Source organism: Thiomonas arsenitoxydans (assembly GCF_000253115.1).
In the GTDB taxonomy this organism is placed as follows: domain Bacteria; phylum Pseudomonadota; class Gammaproteobacteria; order Burkholderiales; family Burkholderiaceae_C; genus Thiomonas; species Thiomonas arsenitoxydans.
The window spans coordinates 1,606,232-1,623,560 of record NC_014145.1 but is presented as its reverse complement, the minus strand read 5'-3'; the positions used below and the strand labels follow the sequence as shown (position 1 = coordinate 1,623,560).

Genomic DNA, 17,329 nt, shown 5'->3' with positions numbered 1-17,329 from the left:
ACCTTATCTGACGCGGGTCATTTGGGTGGGCAGGTGGCGCCGGAACAGTGCAAAAAGCCGTCGAGCTGGGCGATTCGTCTGCGGATCATGCCCGACAGACAGTCATCCTGCCGCGTGCTCCAGGCGGCATTTGGCCAATCGGGCGGGCCGTTGCGGAACTCACATTCCGCATTCGCCCAGCGCCGCCACAGATTCTGCGCATGATCGAGCCGCCGCTCGGTGTAGGTGCCCATCACCTTCTGCAATTCCAGGTGATAGAGATGGGTCATGCGCTCATTGAGCGCGCGACGGGTCTGTGCGGCGCAATCTGCGCTACGCGGTTGCGACAGGCAGATGGGCGGGGTCTTCACCTCAATCGCGGCCTGCGCCTGCCCGAAACACGTCAACACCAACAACCCGCCGCACAAAAAACCGATTCCACGCATGTTCATCCTCTTTCAAAAGAAGGATGGAGCCGCGCCGCGCACGGGCGTTCCCGCTGGTTTCAATCGGTCACAGCGCAGCCTGGTAATAGCGGTTTTGCGGATGACGGACCTGAGCGAAAAAATCCCAGCGCTCGGCCAGCATGCCCAGCAGATTGCTGGCCAGCGCCAGCGGCCAGCCGACCAAGCGCAGCGGCTGCGGCGTGAGAAGCAGCAGCGAGATCGGCAGCACGAAGCCAAACGCCACGAAGCCCCAGCGCGCACCCGCCACCCATAGCGCGCTTCGTCCATGAAAGAACTCGCGGGTGTTGAATGCCCCGGCGGTGAAGCCCTTGGAGGTCTGGCGGATCACCGCACTGCCCACCCCGATGGCCGACTGCATCGACCCCGCAGGTGTCAGACCCCGCACACGCAGCAGCGCCGCCAGACGCCCCACCAGGGCGATACCCAGCAATACGGCGGCGGCGTGGGCATAGATCGCCGCCTGCGGCGCGAGCCGCCACAGCGCCAGCACGGAAGCCAGCAGACAGCCGCTGGCCAGACCCATCAGCACGAAGTTCAGCGCGGTGAGCGGAGTAGCCCATTCGCGCAGAAACCGCACCCCCGCGTAGATCATGGCGGTGCAGACCCAGAGCGCCAGCGCACCGATGATCAAGACCGCTGCCAGCAGACCAGGCCAATCGTGCAGGGTTTGAATGCCCAGCAGGCTCAAGGCGGTCAATCCCAGGAAGGCCGGCAGGGCGATGACCTCGCGTGACAGCCAGGAGGTGCGCCACATGGCGGCGGCGCGCCAGGCGCGCTCCGGGCGTCCGAGATGGCCGAACGAGGCGGCTAGCCCGATGACGCCCAGCCCCAGGATGATCCACAGACTCAGGCTGCAGAACGCCAGCCAAGAGGCGCTCTGCGCCGCGCCGAACAGCGCTGGCAGCGCCACCACAACCCCCAGCCCCTGCGCGCAGCCGACCAGGGTGGTGAGCAATAAAACGGAAAACGCGGGACGCATGACTTTAGCGAGCCTCCAGTTGAGTGATCTCGACGGTCTTGTGGCCCGCGCGCGCTGGCGAGGGCTTGGAGAACGCGCCGAACAGCTTGGCGAACAGCCCGCGCGCTTCGACTTCCAGCACCGCTTCACTCGGGGCCGGGCGCACCGCAGCGGCTTGTGGGCGCGCCGTGGTCTGGTGCGGCGACGCGGCCTCTGCGTTCGCCGGTGCAGCGCCATGCGGCAATTGACGAGGCAGATAGTGATTGGCCGGACGGGTGCCGAGTTCGGGCATCAGGGCATAGCCGCCGCGCTCGCGGATGGCGCGAGACACCTCGGAATCGGGGTCGTGCACATCGCCGAACAGCCTTGCGTTGGTCGGGCAGGCGTTGACGCAGGCCGGGCGGCGCTGCGCCTGCGGAATGCTCTCGTCGTAGATGCGATCGACGCACAGAGTGCACTTGGTCATCACCCCGCGGTCTTCGTCGTATTCGCGAGCGCCGTAGGGGCAGGCCCAGGAGCAGTATTTACAGCCGATGCACTTGTCGCTATCGACCAGCACGATGCCGTCTTCCTGGCGTTTGTACGACGCGCCGGTCGGGCAAACGGGCACGCAGGGCGGCTCTTCGCAGTGCAGGCAGCTCTTGGGAAAGTGCACGGTCTGCGTCTGCGGAAACTGACCGACCTCGTAGGTCTGCACCCGGTTGAAAAACACCCCCAGCGGATTCTCGCCGTAGGGTTCGTGGTCGCTCAAATGCCCGGCCGTACCGGAGGTGTTCCACTGTTTGCAGGAAGTGACGCAGGCGTGGCAGCCCACGCAGACATTGAGGTCGATGACCAGGGCGAGTTGGGTCATGGCTGTTTTCCTTGGCGGGACGAACGCCCGGCGAAATAGCGCAGCACACTGAGCTGCGGTGCGTGCGGAGCAGACTGGGGCGGCGCGGCGGGAGGTGCAAATTGCGGCCAGCTCTGCTCGGCGAAAGCAGGCAGGGGCTCGTCGGTTTCGGGCGGAGCTTCGGCGTGGTCGATGCGCACCCGCACGTCATACCAGCCGGCCTGGCCAGTGACCGGGTCGCTGTTGGAGATCAGTCCCTGCCCGGCGCCCAGCGCGTTGGCCGGCAGCTCCTCGCGGATGAGATGGTTGAGCAAAAAGCCGGTCTGCGCCTCTTCGGCATGCGGATGCAGTCCCCAGAAGCCGCTGGCCTTGCCGATGGCATTCCAGGTCCACACCGTGCCGGGCTCGACCGCCTCGCTGTATTGGCAACGCGCGCGCACCCGGCCCCAGGGCGAGGTGATCCACAGCCAGTCGCCATCGGCGATGCCTTGCTGTGCGGCCACGGCGGGATTGACGTAAAGCCGGTTGTGGCCGTGAATCTGCCGCAGCCAGGCGTTCTGCGAGTCCCAGGCGTGATACATCGCCATCGGGCGCTGGGTCACGGCAGCCAGCGGATAGCGCGAGAGATCGGTGGCCGCATGTTCCAGCGGCGGCTCCCAGAAGGGCAGCGGATCGAAGTGATGCGCCACCCGCGCCCGCAGCGCTTCGGGCGGTTGCCGACCGGGGCGCTGGCCGCGCGCCGCCAGCCGGAACTGCTGCAGCACGTCGGAGTAGAGCGCGATGATGATGGGCGTGTTGCGCGCGCGCCAGCCCTGCTCCTGCGCAAAGTCGAGGTAGTCGCGGTTCCAGTTGCGCATATAGCGCAGCGGCTCGGGCAGGTGGTGAAAGTGCACGCAGTCGTTCTGCGCATACATCTCCCATTGCTTTGGGTTGGGCTCGCCCTTGAGCGACTGCGTGCCGTCCTTGCCGCGCCAGCCCGACAGAAAGCCGATGCCTGAGCCGGGCGCGGTTTCGTAGTTGACGATGAAGTCGGGATAGTTTTTGTATTTGCGGCTGCCGTCGGCGTTGACGAAAGCCGGCAGGCCGAGGCGACCTGCAAGCTCCACCAGCACTTCCTGGAACGGCCGCGCCTGCGCTAGAGGCGGCAGCACCGGCACGCGCACCGAGTCCACCGGGCCGTCGAACTCGGAGATGGGCCGGTCGAGCAAGGACATGGCGTCATGCCGCTCCAGATAGCTGGTGTCGGGCAGCAGCAGATCGGCGAAGGCGGTCATCTCGCTGTGAAAGGCATCGCACACCACGAGGAAGGGAATGCGGTAGCTGCCGTCTTCGCCCTTGTCGCGCAACATCTGCCGCACGTCCACGGTGTTCATGGCCGAATTCCACGCCATGTTGGACATGAAGATCAGCAGGGTGTCGATGGGATAAGGGTCGCCGCGCCAGGCGTTGGTGATGACGTTGTGCATCAGGCCATGCACCGCCAGCGGATGCTCCCAGGAAAACGCCTTGTCGATGCGCAGCGGGCTGCCGTCGTCCATCAGCGCGAGATCGTCGGGCGAAGTCGGCCAGCCCAGCGGCGCGCCGTTCAGCGGCGTGTCGGGTCGCACGTCCTGCGGGCCGCGCGGGTTGCGCACCTCGGGCGGAACGTCCTTCGGGTAAGGCGCCTTGTGGCGAAAGCCGCCGGGCGCATCGATCGTACCCAGCAGACTCATCAGAATGGACAACGCGCGGATGGTCTGAAAGCCGTTGGAATGCGCCGCGAGGCCCCGCATGGCGTGAAACGCCAGCGGTTTGCTGCGCACCTTGGCGTGCTCGCGGCCGAGCCAGTCGGTCCAGGCGATGGGCAGGTCTTCGCCCTGATCGAGCGCGGCCTGCGCCATCTCTTGTGCCAGTTGGCGAATGCGCTCGGCGCTCACGCCGGTGATGCCCGCGGCCCATTCCGGCGTGCTGTCGGCCAGTTGTTCGCGCAGCAGTTGCAGCGCGGGCGCGACCGGCGTGCCATCGGCCAGACGGTAGCGGCCCGAAAGCGCAGGCTGCGCGCCCTCAGCCCAGGCGGGCACGGGGCGCTGGGTCACGGCGTCCCACCACATCCGGCCTTGCGATTGCTCCGCGCCAGAGGCATCGGGGATGAACAAGCCGTCTTGCAAGTGGCCCGGCTGCACCCGCAGCAGTTGCGCGCCGTTGGTGTAGTGCGCGGTGAAGTCAGCATCGAAGCGGCCGGTACGCAGCAGTTCGTGCACCAACGCCTGCAGCAAAGCGCCATCGGTGCCGGGGCGGATCGGGATCCACTCATCGGCAATGGCGGAGTAACCGGTGCGTACCGGGTTGATGGAGATGAAGCGCCCGCCCGCCCGCTTGAATTTGGACAGGGCGATTTTCATCGGGTTGCTGTGGTGATCTTCAGCGGTGCCGATCATCACGAACAGCTTGGCGCGCTCCAGATCGGGGCCGCCGAATTCCCAGAAACTGCCGCCGAAGGTGTAGATCATGCCAGCAGCCATGTTCACCGAGCAGAAGCCACCGTGCGCGGCATAGTTGGGCGTGCCGTACTGCCGGGCGAACAGCCCGGTGAGCGCCTGCATCTGGTCGCGTCCGGTGAACAGCGCGAATTGCTTGGGGTCGGTGGCACGCAGGTGACGCAGCCGGTCTTCCAGCGTCTGCAGCGCTTCGTCCCACGAGATCGGCTCGAACTCACCCGCGCCGCGCTCGCTGCCGGGTTTGCGGCGCAAGGGCTGCGTCAGGCGCGCGGGCGACACCTGTTTCATGATGCCGGCCGACCCCTTGGCGCAAATCACGCCCTGGTTGAGCGGATGGTTGGGGTTGCCCTCGATGAAACGCACCTCGCCATCGCGCAGATGCACTTTGATGCCGCAGCGGCAGGCGCACATATAGCAGGTAGTCGTCTTCACCTCGGTATCGCCGGGAGGCGGGGTGAGCGGGTCGTGCAGCGGCTGGCCGTTGGAAAACAGGCGATTGAGCGGTTTGAACAGGGCGGACATGGTGGAGGCTGTCTCTTTTTATTGAGATGGATAGACCTTAGCCGCCGACCATTGATTCAACAAACGAATTGTTCTGATTTTTTATATCTGATTTTGTGATGAATTGAGCGGCTTGTTCACCCGCCCCTGTCAACAGACGACCGCGCCCTGCCCTGCGCCATCACCAGCGCCGCGGTTGGTTAGGCGGCGCCGCGCGCGTGCCCATCGCCACCAAGCTCATGGCGCCCACCATGCTCGCGGTGGTCATCAGCTTTCTGCTTCAGGTCTGGCTGACGCGCAAAGCGCGTTATCCGTCGCTCTACGAGGCCCAGCTTCCCGGCCCCGAGCAAAGCCCGATCTACAAAAGCGCTCCAGGCGCGCGCTGAGCTGGGAGGCTCGGTCTGTTTTTCGGCACTCGTGCAGGCCTTGCGAAAGCCCCCTACGATATTGCGGCACTGCAACAACAAAAGGAATGACATGACTGCACCTACCCTGTTCACCCCCCTCCAACTCGGCGCCCTGCAACTGCCCAACCGCATGGTGATGGCGCCGCTGACGCGCTCCCGCGCGCAACAACCGGGCGACATTCCAGGCGAAATGAATGCACGCTATTACGCCCAGCGCGCCTCCGCCGGACTGATCGTGAGCGAGGCCACGCAAATTTCCCGGCAAGGGCAGGGTTACGCCTTCACCCCGGGCATTTATAGCGACGCGCAAGTCGCCGGTTGGAAAATAGTCACCGATGCGGTGCACGCCGCCGGCGGCCATATGGCCATGCAGCTCTGGCATGTGGGACGCATCTCCCATCACCTGCTTCAACAGGACGGCCAGGCCCCGGTCGCGCCCAGTGCCCTGCGCAGCGACACGGGCGAATCCTTCGTCGTGCTGCCTGATGAAGGCCCCAAGCGCGTGCCCTGCGATATGCCGCGCGCGCTCGAAACCGCCGAAATTCCGGGCATCATCGCCGACTACCGACGAGCAGCCGAGCGCGCGCTGCAAGCGGGCTTCGACCTGCTGGAGTTGCACAGCGCCAACGGCTATCTGCTGCAACAATTTCTCGCGACCAACGCCAACCAACGCACCGATCAATACGGCGGCAGCTTGGAAAACCGCGCCCGCATCGTGCTCGAAGCCATCGATGCACTGATTGCGGTGGCCGGCGCCAACCGGGTAGGGGTGCGAATCTCGCCGCATTTCAATCGTCACGACATTCAGGACGCGCAGACCGAAGAGATTCACCTCTACCTGGCGCAGGAATTCAATCGCCGCGGCATTGCCTACATCCACATCGCCGAACCCGACTGGGCGGGCGGACCGGCGCTGACCGACGAGTTCCGCAAAAAGCTGCGTGCCGCTTATGCGGGCCGCATCATCGTCTGCGGCAACTACACCCTGGAATCCGCCGAGGCCCGCCTGGCTTCGGGACTGGCCGACGCGGTAGCCTTCGGCCGCCCCTTCATCGCCAACCCGGATCTGGTGGCGCGTTTTCAGCAAGGCGCTGCACTGAACAAACCCAACCCTGCCACCTTCTACGGCGGCGGCGAAGCCGGCTACACCGACTACCCCTCACTCGACGCCACCCCGGCGACGGTCTGAACGGGTCAATTCAACGCCTAGATTGACTTGACGCCCCAGTCTCTCAGCGAGCTGCCTATCCGGCAGCTTGCTGAGAGAAAGATCAACGATCAAGCCTTGGCCTTTACGACTTGGCAACGTACCACGGCATGGCGATTTTCAAGCCCGCGCGCACGCTGAAATCGGGGCTGTAGCCCAACAGGCGTTTGGCCTTGCTGATGTCGGCAAGGGAATGCCGCACGTCACCCTTGCGAAAGTCGCGGTAAACCGGCGGGGTGAATTTCACGCTAGTGTCGAGCGCCATGATTTCCTCGCTCAACAACTGGTGAAGGGTGTTCAGGCTTGTCTGCTCGCCAAACGCCACGTTGTAGACCTGATTCGCCGATTCAGGATGCGTACTCAGCCCTGCCAGCACATTGGCCTGCACCACGTTGTCGATATAGCAGAAGTCGCGCGTGGTTTCGCCGTCGCCATTGATGAAACAAGGCTGATTGCCGCGGATGGCTTTGGCCCAATTGGGAATCACCGCCGCATAAGGCCCATTGGGGTCCTGGCGGGTGCCGAACACGTTGAAATAGCGCAGTCCGATGCTCTGCAAGCCATAGACCCGGCCGAATACGTCTGCGTAGAGTTCGTTGAGATATTTGGTCACCGCATAGGGCGACAGCGGCTTGCCGATGAGGTCTTCGACCTTGGGCAAGCCCGGGTGATCGCCATAGGTGGAGCTGGACGCCGCATAAACGAAGCGACCCACGCCCGCGTCGCGCGCGGCGACCAGCATGTTCAGAAAACCCGTGGCGTTGACCGCGTGCGTTGCCAGCGGGTTTTCAATCGAGCGCGGCACAGATCCCAAAGCCGCCTCATGCAACACGATGTTGACGCCCTGACAAGCCCGCTGGCAAGTCTGCGGATCGACAATGTCACCCTCGATGAAGGTGTGCCGCTTCCAGGCCTCTTCGCCAACGAGGCGCCGCACTTCATCCAGATTGGATTGATGGCCGGTTGAAAAATTGTCCAGACTGACCACGTCCTGGCCATGGGTCAGAAGCGTTTGGATCAGGTGAGAGCCGATGAATCCGGCGCTCCCCGTCACCAGCCAGCGCTGGGGCTTCGAAGACAGCATTTGCTCGATCGACATGGCGGCTCAAAGTCTCCAGACCTGGGCACCGTGCGACTGGAGCGCGGCAGCGTCGTATTGGCACTTGATGTCCATGAAAATGCCAGACGGCAGCAGCTTTTCGAGAGTTTCGGCGACCGACATGTCCTTGTAGGCTTGGTGCGCCACGGCCGCCACGATGGCCTGAGCGCGAGGCAATTCGGCCCAAGGCGTGAGCGTGACGCCATATTCATGCACAGCCTCGTCCGCATCGGCAATGGGGTCGTGCACGATCACGTTGACCCCATATGACGCCAGTTCGCGAATCACGTCGATCACCTTGGAATTGCGCAGATCGGGGCAGTTTTCCTTGAAGGTCAGACCGAGAACGATCACGTCGCTCCCCTTGATCGGCAGGCCCGCCTGACTCATTTGCTTGATCGTCTGTTCAGCGATGTATTTGCCCATACCGTCATTGATGCGACGCCCCGCCAGAATCACTTGCGGGTGATAGCCGAGCATGTCGGCCTTGTGCGTGAGGTAATAAGGATCGACACCGATGCAATGCCCACCCACCAGGCCCGGACGAAACGGCAGGAAATTCCACTTGGTACCCGCCGCCTTGAGCACGTCCAGCGTATCAATGCCAATGCGATGAAAAATGAGCGACAACTCATTCATCAGCGCAATATTCAGGTCGCGCTGCGTGTTTTCAATCACTTTCGCCGCCTCGGCCACTTTGATGCTTTCGGCTCGGTGAACCCCGGCCGTAATCACCGAGGCATAAACATTTGCGACGGTTTCAAGCGTCTCCGGGGTATCTCCAGAAACCACCTTGACAATTCGGGTCAGGGTGTGCTCTTTGTCGCCTGGATTGATACGCTCGGGTGAATAGCCGACGAAGAAATCTTTTTTCCACTTCAGCCCCGACTGTTTTTCAAGAATCGGCACACAGATTTCTTCGGTAGCCCCAGGATAAACGGTCGATTCATAGACCACGATGGCGCCGGGTTTGAGATATTTGCCAACGGAGGTGCTAGCGCCCACGAGGGGGCTGAAATCCGGGTTGTGGGCATCGTCAACCGGCGTTGGCACGGCGACGATCACAAAGTCGGCCTCTTTCAGTTTCGAAGCATCGGTTGTCGGCTCGAGCAAGGTCGCCTGCTTGAGGCTCTCCTGACTGACTTCCCCAGTCGGATCGACATGCTTGCAATAAGCCGCTATTTTTTCGACCGAGAGGTCGAATCCGATCGTGCGATATTTTTTACCAAACTCGACGGCCAAAGGAAGACCGACATACCCCAATCCCACCACAGCAACTACTGTCATCGTTCTCTTTCTATAAGTTAAAAATTATCTTGCACCTTCACCGAAAATCACGACGCGCACCGTCTCGAACAAAATAAAAAAATCGAGAAAGACGCTGTTATTTTTTACGTAGTAAAGATCGAACTGCAGCTTACGCTTCGCATCTTCCACCGAAGCGCCATAGGCGTAGCGCACCTGCGCCCAACCTGTGACCCCCGGTTTGACGCTGTGACGAATTGCATAGAAAGGAATATCCTTTTCGAGCATGTCCACAAAAGTCGGGCGCTCCGGGCGCGGCCCGACCATACTCATTTCTCCGCGCAAGACATTGATCAACTGCGGCAGTTCATCAATGCGCGTTTTTCGGATGAAAGCGCCAATACGGGTGATCCGGTTGTCATTGGTGCTGGCCCATCGTGCCACGCCATCTTTTTCTGCATCCGTGCGCATACTGCGGAATTTGAGGCAGTAAAAAGACTTTCCAAACAAGCCGACACGCTCTTGCTGAAAAAATACAGGCCCCCGATCTTCTAATTTGATGAACAGAGCAGCCAATAACATGATGGGCCAGAGGGCAAGCAGAAGAACGCTGGCGCTAATGATATCGAATAGACGCTTGGCCCAGGCACGGATATGGCCTTGTGTAAAACCGCCCCCATAAATCAGCCAACTCGCCTTCATGCTTTCCAGCGGAACCTCGCCCTTCAAGCGCTCGTAGAAAGTCGGCAGATTGTGAACCGGGGTGCCGAGAATCCGGGCCTCGAGCAGTTGGCGGATCGGGAGTACGCCGCCCCGATGTTCGCGTACGGCAACAATGATTTCATCCACCCGCATATCGAGCACGACCTGTTCGAGAGGCGTATTTTCGTCAAACACCTTCCCAGCAAGTTGAACCGGCGGCTGATCATTTTGCTGAGTGGGGTAGAAGCCGACGATGCTGTAGGAAGTACCGTGATTTTCCATGATCTGGCGCGATAGCGCTTGCGCCTCGCGCCCATTTCCGACGATCAAAATGCGTCGCGTCATGCCAGACAACGCTGTTTGTCGCAGGAAAATATAACGGATCAGCACGAGAAGTGCCATTTGAAACAGATAGGCAAACGCCAGCACTCGAAAAGAACTGCCGGCTTCGGTGAACATCAGGGTGAACCAGTAAACCGGGAAGAAGACGAAGGCGAAGGCAACCGAGGTGCGCCCTAAAAAGCTGCGCAAGCTGTTTTCCGCATCAATACGGTAAACACCCAATGCGGTGTATAGCAAAATAGTCAACGCCGTATACAGAATCAGCGGATAGAACCCCTGCTGAATCCAATACGAAAAATCTTGCTTACCTACAGTCATCACATAAACAGACCAGGTTGCAAGCGCAAACGACAGAATGGAAATCGCCAGATCAACCAGCAATTCCAGCGTCATTTTTGCGGGAATGTATAGATTAAAGATCTTGAACATTTTTCACTCTGGGTATTGGATTATTGCGTCAGGAAAACAGACTGCAATCTGGCGCGGTTGCGACACCAGCTCGTTGCCAGAATTTTGCGCTGCGAGGCGGTCAGATCGATGTGAAATTTTTGGCAGTTCTGACGACAAATCTGGGTTTCTTGTTGGGTTCGTGGGATTGTTGTCAATCGGGAATGACAGGTCTATCCCCGGCACAGGCGGCACACCCCCCAATTCAAAGGGTGCGATTGCAAAACCAATCGAAAAGTCAAACGCAAAACAACAAACAGCACGACTTGGGGTCAGTTATCGGCGAGTAGCCATGCGCTGGCGCGCTCGGCAATCATGAGCGTCGGAGCGTTGGTATTGCCCGTAGGGACCTCGGGCATGATGGCCGCATCCACGACATGCAGGCCCTCGATGCCCCGGACGCGAAGCTGCGGATCGACCACACTGGCTTCGTCTGCCCCCATGCGACAGGTTCCGACCGGGTGATAGACCGTTTCGGCTTTGCTGCGGATGAATTCGGCAAAGTCGCCGTCCGGCGAGGCGAGCGTTCCAGGAAAGATCTCGGCGCCTCGCCATGGGTCGAATGCGGGTTGCGCCAGGATTTCGCGCGACACGCGCGCGGCTTCGCACATGCGCCGCAGGTCGAAGCCATCGGCGTCGCTCAGGTAGTTGGGTTGAATCAGTGGATGTGCGGCGGGATCGGCACTGCGCAGCCGGATACGCCCGCGGCTGTGCGGATGCAGTACGCAGGCGTGCAGGGTGTAGCCGTAGCCTGGCAGGCGTCCCCTGCCATGGTCGTCGAGCAGCGCGGGAACAAAGTGAAATTGCAGGTCGCAGCGCGCATCGGTGGCGTAATGCGAGCGCATGAAGCCACCGCCCTCGGCGGCATTGGAGGTTCCAACTCCCTGACGGGTGAGCCAGAACCGCAAACCGGCCAGGACGACATTGACGTGGTCGTAGGTTACGGGCTGGGTGGCGGCGTTCAAGGTGCAGATGTCGAGGTGATCCTGCAGGTTCTCGCCCACGGAGGGTAGATCGCGCACGACCGGAATGCCGATGTCGCGGAGATGATCGGCTGGCCCGATGCCCGAGAGCAGCAGAAGTTGGGGCGAATTGATCGTCCCGCCGCTGAGCACCACGCGCCCGGCTTCGATGCGCGTCGGAGAAGCGCCGTGCGTGCGCACCTGCACGCCGACTGCCCGGTTACGTTCGATCAGCACGCGCTCCGTCAGGGTCTGCGTCAGCACGGTGAGGTTGTTTCGCCCGCGTACGGGAGCAAGAAAGGCGGCAGCACTGGAATGCCGCAATCCGTTTTTCTGCGTGACCTGGTAGAGCCCAACGCCTTCCTGAGTGGGGCCGTTGAAATCGACGTTGCGGTTCAACCCGAACGACTCTCCAGCGGCCATGAACGCATCGGTCAGCACATTGTGATGCCGCAGATCGCTGACCCCCAATTCGCCTTGATCACCATGCCAGGCGTCGGCGCCGCGCGTGTTGCATTCCACGGCGCGAAACAGCGGCAGCGCGGCGTCCCACGACCACGCCGACTCTCCGGTCAGCTCGGCCCATCGGTCATAGTCTTGCGGCACACCCCGCACATAGCACATGGCGTTGATCGCACTGGAGCCCCCGAGCACCCTGCCCCGCGGCCACCACAAACGGCGATGGTGCAGCTGCGGCTCGGGCTCCGTGGTGACGCCCCAGTTGAAGCGCTTGTGGCCCGCCAACTTGGCGATGCCCGCAGGCATGCGGATGTAGGGATGCCAGTCCGAGCCACCGGCCTCGATCAACAGCACCCGATGCGCAGGGTCAGCACTGAGCCGATTGGCCAGCACGCAGCCCGCCGAACCCGCGCCGACAATCACCGTATCGAATTCCATCGCGCCTCCTGTTTTTCTGTCTCGAAATCTACACGACAGTCGAAGGGGGCGATGGGGGCCTCAGTTCTTGCTTTGGTTCAACGCCTGAATGATCTGGATCTGCGCCGGATAACTGGTGCTCAGCTTGGCCCACGGATCGTTGCCGTTGCCCTGATCGGTCAGATAAACATAACCGACGCCCTGCTGGTACAGACTGGAAAGCGTAGCCGCCTGAGTCTGCGTCAGATTGCTGATACCCAGCGCCAGATAGGCGAATTTCGCCGACGGGTAAGAAGCGAGGCTCGCCGGCGCGGCGGGTAGATTCAGGTCTGCGCTTTCGTGCATCACCGTGATGTCGGCCGTTTGGGCGATGGACAGGTCGGGATAGGTGCCGGGATTGATGGCGACCAGCGCGGCCTGACCACTGCCCGGCAGAATGTCCTGACGCATCGTGGCAGCGGCTGCCGCGTAATAACTCGCCAGGCTGCCCTTATTGGAAACCTCGTCAAAAAAGACGCCGTCCACGCCATAACACTGGGCGTAGGTCTGCACATCCTGCTGCACCAGCGAGAGCGCGCGTGAGCCGTAACTGGTGTGAACGTAGCCCAGTACTTTCACCCCGGCGGCGTGAAGCTGACCGATGCCCTGCGTGAAAGCGCTGAGCGTGGCCGAGGGCGGAGTGGTGCATGCGACCGGCCCGTTTTGCGGGTTGATGATGGCGACCGTGGGCACCGCGGCCGCATTAGCGGCCACCTCCGTCCAGGCGGGATTCTCGGCCGTCGTGTAAGTCGCGCCGCTGCCGCTGGACACCAGCGGATAGCCGTAGAGCGGCACGAGCACACCCATCGGCGTGGTGCGCTTCAAGGCAACAGGTGTGGCGCCCGTGGTCGCACTGTCGGTAGAGGCGCTGGTGCCGCCCCCGCCGCCGCAGCCTGCCAACAACAAAGCCGTCAGGCCGATCCAAAGGCCTGCGTGGCGCAAATTTTTAAGCATAAATTTGCTCTCCCCGTTTGATCTGCCGCCATCCCAGTAATTCGTTGCCTACTAGTGCGAACATGATCAGTCCACCGCCCATCAAAGTCCCGAAGCTGGGTTGTTCACCTGCGCCGATCCACGCCCAGAGAATGCCGAACACAATCTCCAGCAGGCCGAGCAAACCGACCTCTGCCGGGGCCAGACGCTGAGCCGCCCAGACAGCGAGCAAACCCGGCGCAGCGAGCTGAAACACGCCTAAGAACGCCAGCCAAAGTAGATCGTGCAGGTCCACGCTCACCGGCCAGGCCGGAAACGCCACGGCAAGCACCGAGAACAGCGCACCCAACATCACGGTAGCCTGCATCGGCACAGCGGCCCCGGCCCGTCTCAGACTGACCCAGTTGGCCGCCGCGCTGAACGGCACGGCCAGCGCGACGAGCATACCGAGCAACTGTGTCGATCCGTTGAGGTGATGCAGGTTTTGCCAGACGATCCATCCCATGCCCGTCAGGGCAAGCGCGATGGCCAGCCAGGTCCGCGCGGGCAAGGCGTGGCGCAGCACCAGCCAACCCAGCAAGGCGGCGATGAGGGGACTGAGACTTTCGGCGATCAGGGTTTGCGCCACCGTGGTCAGGGTGAGCGCCACCATGAAGGCGGTGAACATCACCCCCCAGAACCCGGCCGACAGCCACAACAGCGGCGAAGCATGCCGCACGTCGCGCGCCAGACCGCGTGGCCCTTGGCGCCAGAGCAGCCAGGCCAACACACCCAGCGCCGCGAAGCTGCTGCGCCAGAAAACCAGATCGAGCCCGTTCTGGTGATGCAGATGCCGGGTGATCACCCCCGCCACGCTCCACATCAGCGTGGCGCCAACCATGGCGAGCACGGCGCGGAGGTGAGGCTTGGCCACCATCTGCCGCGCGGGGTGTAGAGCGGGATTCGGGGCGGGATTCAGAGCAGACTCAGGCCGAGCGACCGGCGCGCTTGCGCTCTTGTTCGGTCAGATAGCGTTTGCGCAGACGCACGCTCTTGGGGGTGATTTCGACCAGTTCGTCGTCTTCGATGAACTCGACGCCATATTCCAGATTCAGGTCGATAGGCGGCGTGACCTTGATCGCATCTTCCTTGCCGGACACGCGGAAGTTGGTCAGCTGTTTGGTCCGGGTGGCGTTGACCACCAGATCGTTGTCGCGGCTGTGTATGCCCACGATCATGCCTTCGTAAACCGGATCACCCGCCTTGACGAACATGCGGCCGCGGTCATCGAGCTTGCCCAGCGCGTAGGTGAAGATTTCGCCATCGTCCATGGAGATGAGCACGCCGTTCTTGCGTCCCGCGATCTCGCCCTTGTGCGGCTCGTAGCCGTCGAAAATATTGGAGATCAGGCCCGAGCCGCGAGTCAGGTTGAGAAATTCGTTGGTGAAACCGATCAGGCCGCGCGCCGGAATACGGTATTCGAGGCGCACGCGGCCGCGGCCGTCCGGCTCCATATTGACCAGCTCACCCTTGCGCTCGCCCAGCGCCTGCATCACACCGCCCTGGTGCTGCTCTTCGATGTCAGCGGTCACCAACTCGATCGGCTCATGGCGCACGCCGTCCACGTCCTTGAACACCACACGCGGCTTGGACACCGCCAGCTCGTAACCTTCGCGGCGCATGTTTTCCAGCAGAATCGTCAAGTGCAGTTCGCCGCGACCCGAGACTTCGAAAATGCCGTCTTCGTCAGTCTCCTTCACCCGCAGCGCCACATTGCTCTGCAATTCTTTCTGCAGCCGATCCCAGATCTGGCGGCTGGTGACGTACTTGCCTTCTCGGCCGGCCAGAGGGCTGGTGTTGACGCAGAAGTTCATGGTCAGCGTCGGTTCGTCCACCTTGAGCATGGGTAGCGGCGCCGGGTTGAGCGGATCGGTGACGGTCACGCCAATGCCGATGTCGGCAATGCCGTTGATCAGCACAATGTCGCCCGGGCCCGCCTCGGTCACCTGCACGCGGTCGAGTCCCTGGAAGGTCAGCACCTGATTGACACGGCCCTTGATCGAGTTGCCGTCCACCCCTTCCATTACCAGCACGTCCATGCCGGGTTTGATCGTGCCGGCATTGATGCGGCCCACGCCGATGCGGCCGACGAAGCTGTTGTAGTCCAGCGCCGAAATCTGCAGTTGAAGCGGCGCTGCCGCGTCGCCGCTATGCGGCGGCACATGCTTGAGAATGGTGTTGAACAGGGCGGACATGTCCGGGCCCCATTGCTGGCCCGGCTCGCCCTCTTCCAGCGAAGTCCAGCCGTTGATGCCCGAGGCATAGACCACGGGAAAGTCGAGCTGCTCGTCGGTGGCGCCCAGCTTGTCGAACAGGTCGAACGCGGCATTCACCACCGCATCGGGCTTGGCGCCCGGCTTGTCCACCTTGTTGACCACCACAATGGGCCTGAGCCCCAGGGCCAGCGCTTTTTTGGTGACGAAGCGCGTCTGCGGCATCGGGCCTTCCTGGGCATCGATCAGCAGCACCACGCCATCGACCATGCTCAGCGCGCGCTCGACTTCACCGCCGAAGTCGGCGTGGCCCGGGGTGTCGACGATGTTGATGTGCGTACCTTCCCAGCTCACCGCGCAGTTCTTCGCCAGAATGGTGATGCCGCGTTCGCGTTCGATGGCGTTGTTGTCCATCACCGTATCCACGACTTTTTCGTGTTCGGCGAAGGTGCCCGACTGACGCAGCAGCTGGTCGACCATGGTGGTCTTGCCATGGTCGACGTGGGCGATGATGGCGATATTGCGGATGGATTTGCTCATGGTGTTGCGTCCTGATGGAGAGATTCGGGGAGAGATTCGGTTCGGGGTTGTGAAATGGGAGGCGGTATCGCAAAAGTTCTGGCAGGGGCGAGTTCGTCGGAGCAAAGCAGGCGGCGCGGCGATAACACAACCGACTCCGCGCCTTGCTCCCAGGCGCCGATGCCCAGCAGCACGGCGTCCTGGCCCGCCGCTAGCGGTCCGTAAACCCGTACGTCTTCGCCCGGCACTACAGGTTCATCCGGCGCCAAACCACTCAGACGAGCACCGTGCAAAAACCGCTGGGCCAAGGCAAGGTCGAGATTCTGGCGCGGCGAAGATTGCAGCAGCACGTCGGTCGGCAGCAGCCTGCTGCGCAGATCGGCAGAGGCCAGCGCTTCGGCCTCGTCGAGCGTCAAAGCCTGTTCCAGCGAAAAACCGCCGCTTGCCGTGCGCGTCAGTGCCGCCAGATGCGCGCCACAGCCTAGCGCCTCACCGATGTCACGCGCCAGCGCGCGAATGTATGTGCCCTTGCCGCAATGCACGGCCAGCGTGAGTTGATCGTTTTGCAGCGACAACAAGTCCATCGAGTGAATTTGCACCGTGCGGGCCGCCACCTCGACGGTCTCGCCCGCCCTGGCATAGGCGTAAAGCGGCTTTCCGTCGCGCTTGAGCGCGCTATACACCGGCGGCGTCTGGCTGATGGCGCCGATGAACCGCGGCAGAACGGCATCGACCTGCGACTGGCTCACATGTACCGCACGGCGTTCGACGATCTCACCTTCGGCGTCATCGGTCGTCGTGCGCACGCCCAGTTGCAGTACAGCCACATAGCGTTTGTCGGCTTCGAGGTGACGCTGGGCGAACTTGGTCGCGGCGCCGAAGCAAAGCATCAACAGGCCGTCGGCCAGAGGATCGAGCGTGCCGCCATGCCCGGCCTTCGCGGCGCGCAGCCTGCGGCGCACGCGAAACAAAGCCTGCTGCGAGGTCAACCCGCGGGGCTTGTTCAGTAGGAGCACGCCGTTGACCGCCTCCCAAGGCGTTTTCTGGACATTCATGGTGGTCAAAACCCGGGCGCGGCACGCCGG

Annotated in this window: 14 protein-coding genes; 2 read left to right on the top strand and 12 right to left on the bottom strand. The window is 62.2% G+C overall.

Annotated features, from left to right (window positions below):
* Positions 1-17 precede the first annotated feature (17 nt).
* The 4 genes from THI_RS07440 to THI_RS07425 form a co-directional block, all read right to left on the bottom strand.
* Entirely contained in the window at positions 18-425 is a 408-nt protein-coding gene (locus THI_RS07440; RefSeq protein WP_013105640.1) for a lysozyme inhibitor LprI family protein, read from the bottom strand.
* Positions 426-492: 67 nt separating this feature from the next.
* Positions 493-1,425: a dimethyl sulfoxide reductase anchor subunit family protein gene (locus THI_RS07435; protein WP_013105639.1), complete on the bottom strand. Its 933-nt coding sequence runs from the start codon at positions 1,423-1,425 to the stop codon at positions 493-495.
* Positions 1,426-1,429: 4 nt separating this feature from the next.
* A complete protein-coding gene (locus THI_RS07430; protein WP_013105638.1) occupies positions 1,430-2,257 on the bottom strand; it encodes a 4Fe-4S dicluster domain-containing protein in 828 nt (275 codons plus the stop codon).
* Positions 2,254-5,235: a molybdopterin oxidoreductase family protein gene (locus THI_RS07425; RefSeq protein WP_013105637.1), complete on the bottom strand. Its 2,982-nt coding sequence runs from the start codon at positions 5,233-5,235 to the stop codon at positions 2,254-2,256. The genes THI_RS07430 and THI_RS07425 overlap by 4 nt, the downstream gene beginning before the upstream one ends.
* A 197-nt stretch (positions 5,236-5,432) precedes the next feature.
* On the opposite strand from THI_RS07425, the gene THI_RS07420 reads away from it, so the two are divergent.
* Both THI_RS07420 and THI_RS07415 read left to right on the top strand, forming a co-directional pair.
* The gene (locus tag THI_RS07420; RefSeq protein WP_013105636.1) at positions 5,433-5,600 is read left to right on the top strand and encodes a hypothetical protein; all 168 of its coding nucleotides are present in this window, start codon (positions 5,433-5,435) and stop codon (positions 5,598-5,600) included.
* Between the two features lie 91 nt (positions 5,601-5,691).
* A complete protein-coding gene (locus tag THI_RS07415) occupies positions 5,692-6,810 on the top strand; it encodes an alkene reductase (protein ID WP_013105635.1) in 1,119 nt (372 codons plus the stop codon).
* A gap of 103 nt (positions 6,811-6,913) precedes the next feature.
* On the opposite strand, the gene THI_RS07410 is transcribed toward THI_RS07415, so the two are convergent.
* From THI_RS07410 to truB, 8 genes are all read right to left on the bottom strand, one after another.
* On the bottom strand, positions 6,914-7,927 hold the full coding sequence (locus THI_RS07410; protein WP_013105634.1) for an SDR family oxidoreductase: 1,014 nt from the start codon (positions 7,925-7,927) through the stop codon (positions 6,914-6,916).
* A 6-nt stretch (positions 7,928-7,933) separates the two neighbouring features.
* Entirely contained in the window at positions 7,934-9,214 is a 1,281-nt protein-coding gene (locus tag THI_RS07405; RefSeq protein ID WP_013105633.1) for a nucleotide sugar dehydrogenase, read from the bottom strand.
* 24 nt (positions 9,215-9,238) lie between these two features.
* Positions 9,239-10,645: a TIGR03013 family XrtA/PEP-CTERM system glycosyltransferase gene (locus THI_RS07400; protein ID WP_013105632.1), complete on the bottom strand. Its 1,407-nt coding sequence runs from the start codon at positions 10,643-10,645 to the stop codon at positions 9,239-9,241.
* Positions 10,646-10,935: 290 nt separating this feature from the next.
* Entirely contained in the window at positions 10,936-12,522 is a 1,587-nt protein-coding gene (locus THI_RS07395; protein ID WP_013105631.1) for a GMC family oxidoreductase, read from the bottom strand.
* 60 nt (positions 12,523-12,582) lie between these two features.
* The gene (locus THI_RS07390; protein WP_013105630.1) at positions 12,583-13,494 is read right to left on the bottom strand and encodes a spherulation-specific family 4 protein; all 912 of its coding nucleotides are present in this window, start codon (positions 13,492-13,494) and stop codon (positions 12,583-12,585) included.
* A complete protein-coding gene (locus THI_RS07385) occupies positions 13,487-14,362 on the bottom strand; it encodes a DMT family transporter (protein WP_255356465.1) in 876 nt (291 codons plus the stop codon). Before THI_RS07385 ends, THI_RS07390 begins: the two co-directional genes overlap by 8 nt.
* A 76-nt stretch (positions 14,363-14,438) precedes the next feature.
* Complete coding sequence (gene typA, locus THI_RS07380; RefSeq protein ID WP_013105628.1) at positions 14,439-16,265, bottom strand: translational GTPase TypA; 1,827 nt, start codon at positions 16,263-16,265, stop codon at positions 14,439-14,441.
* Positions 16,262-17,299, bottom strand: a complete 1,038-nt coding sequence (gene truB, locus THI_RS07375) for a tRNA pseudouridine(55) synthase TruB (protein WP_013105627.1) — start codon at positions 17,297-17,299, stop codon at positions 16,262-16,264. Before truB ends, typA begins: the two co-directional genes overlap by 4 nt.
* Positions 17,300-17,329 lie beyond the last annotated feature (30 nt).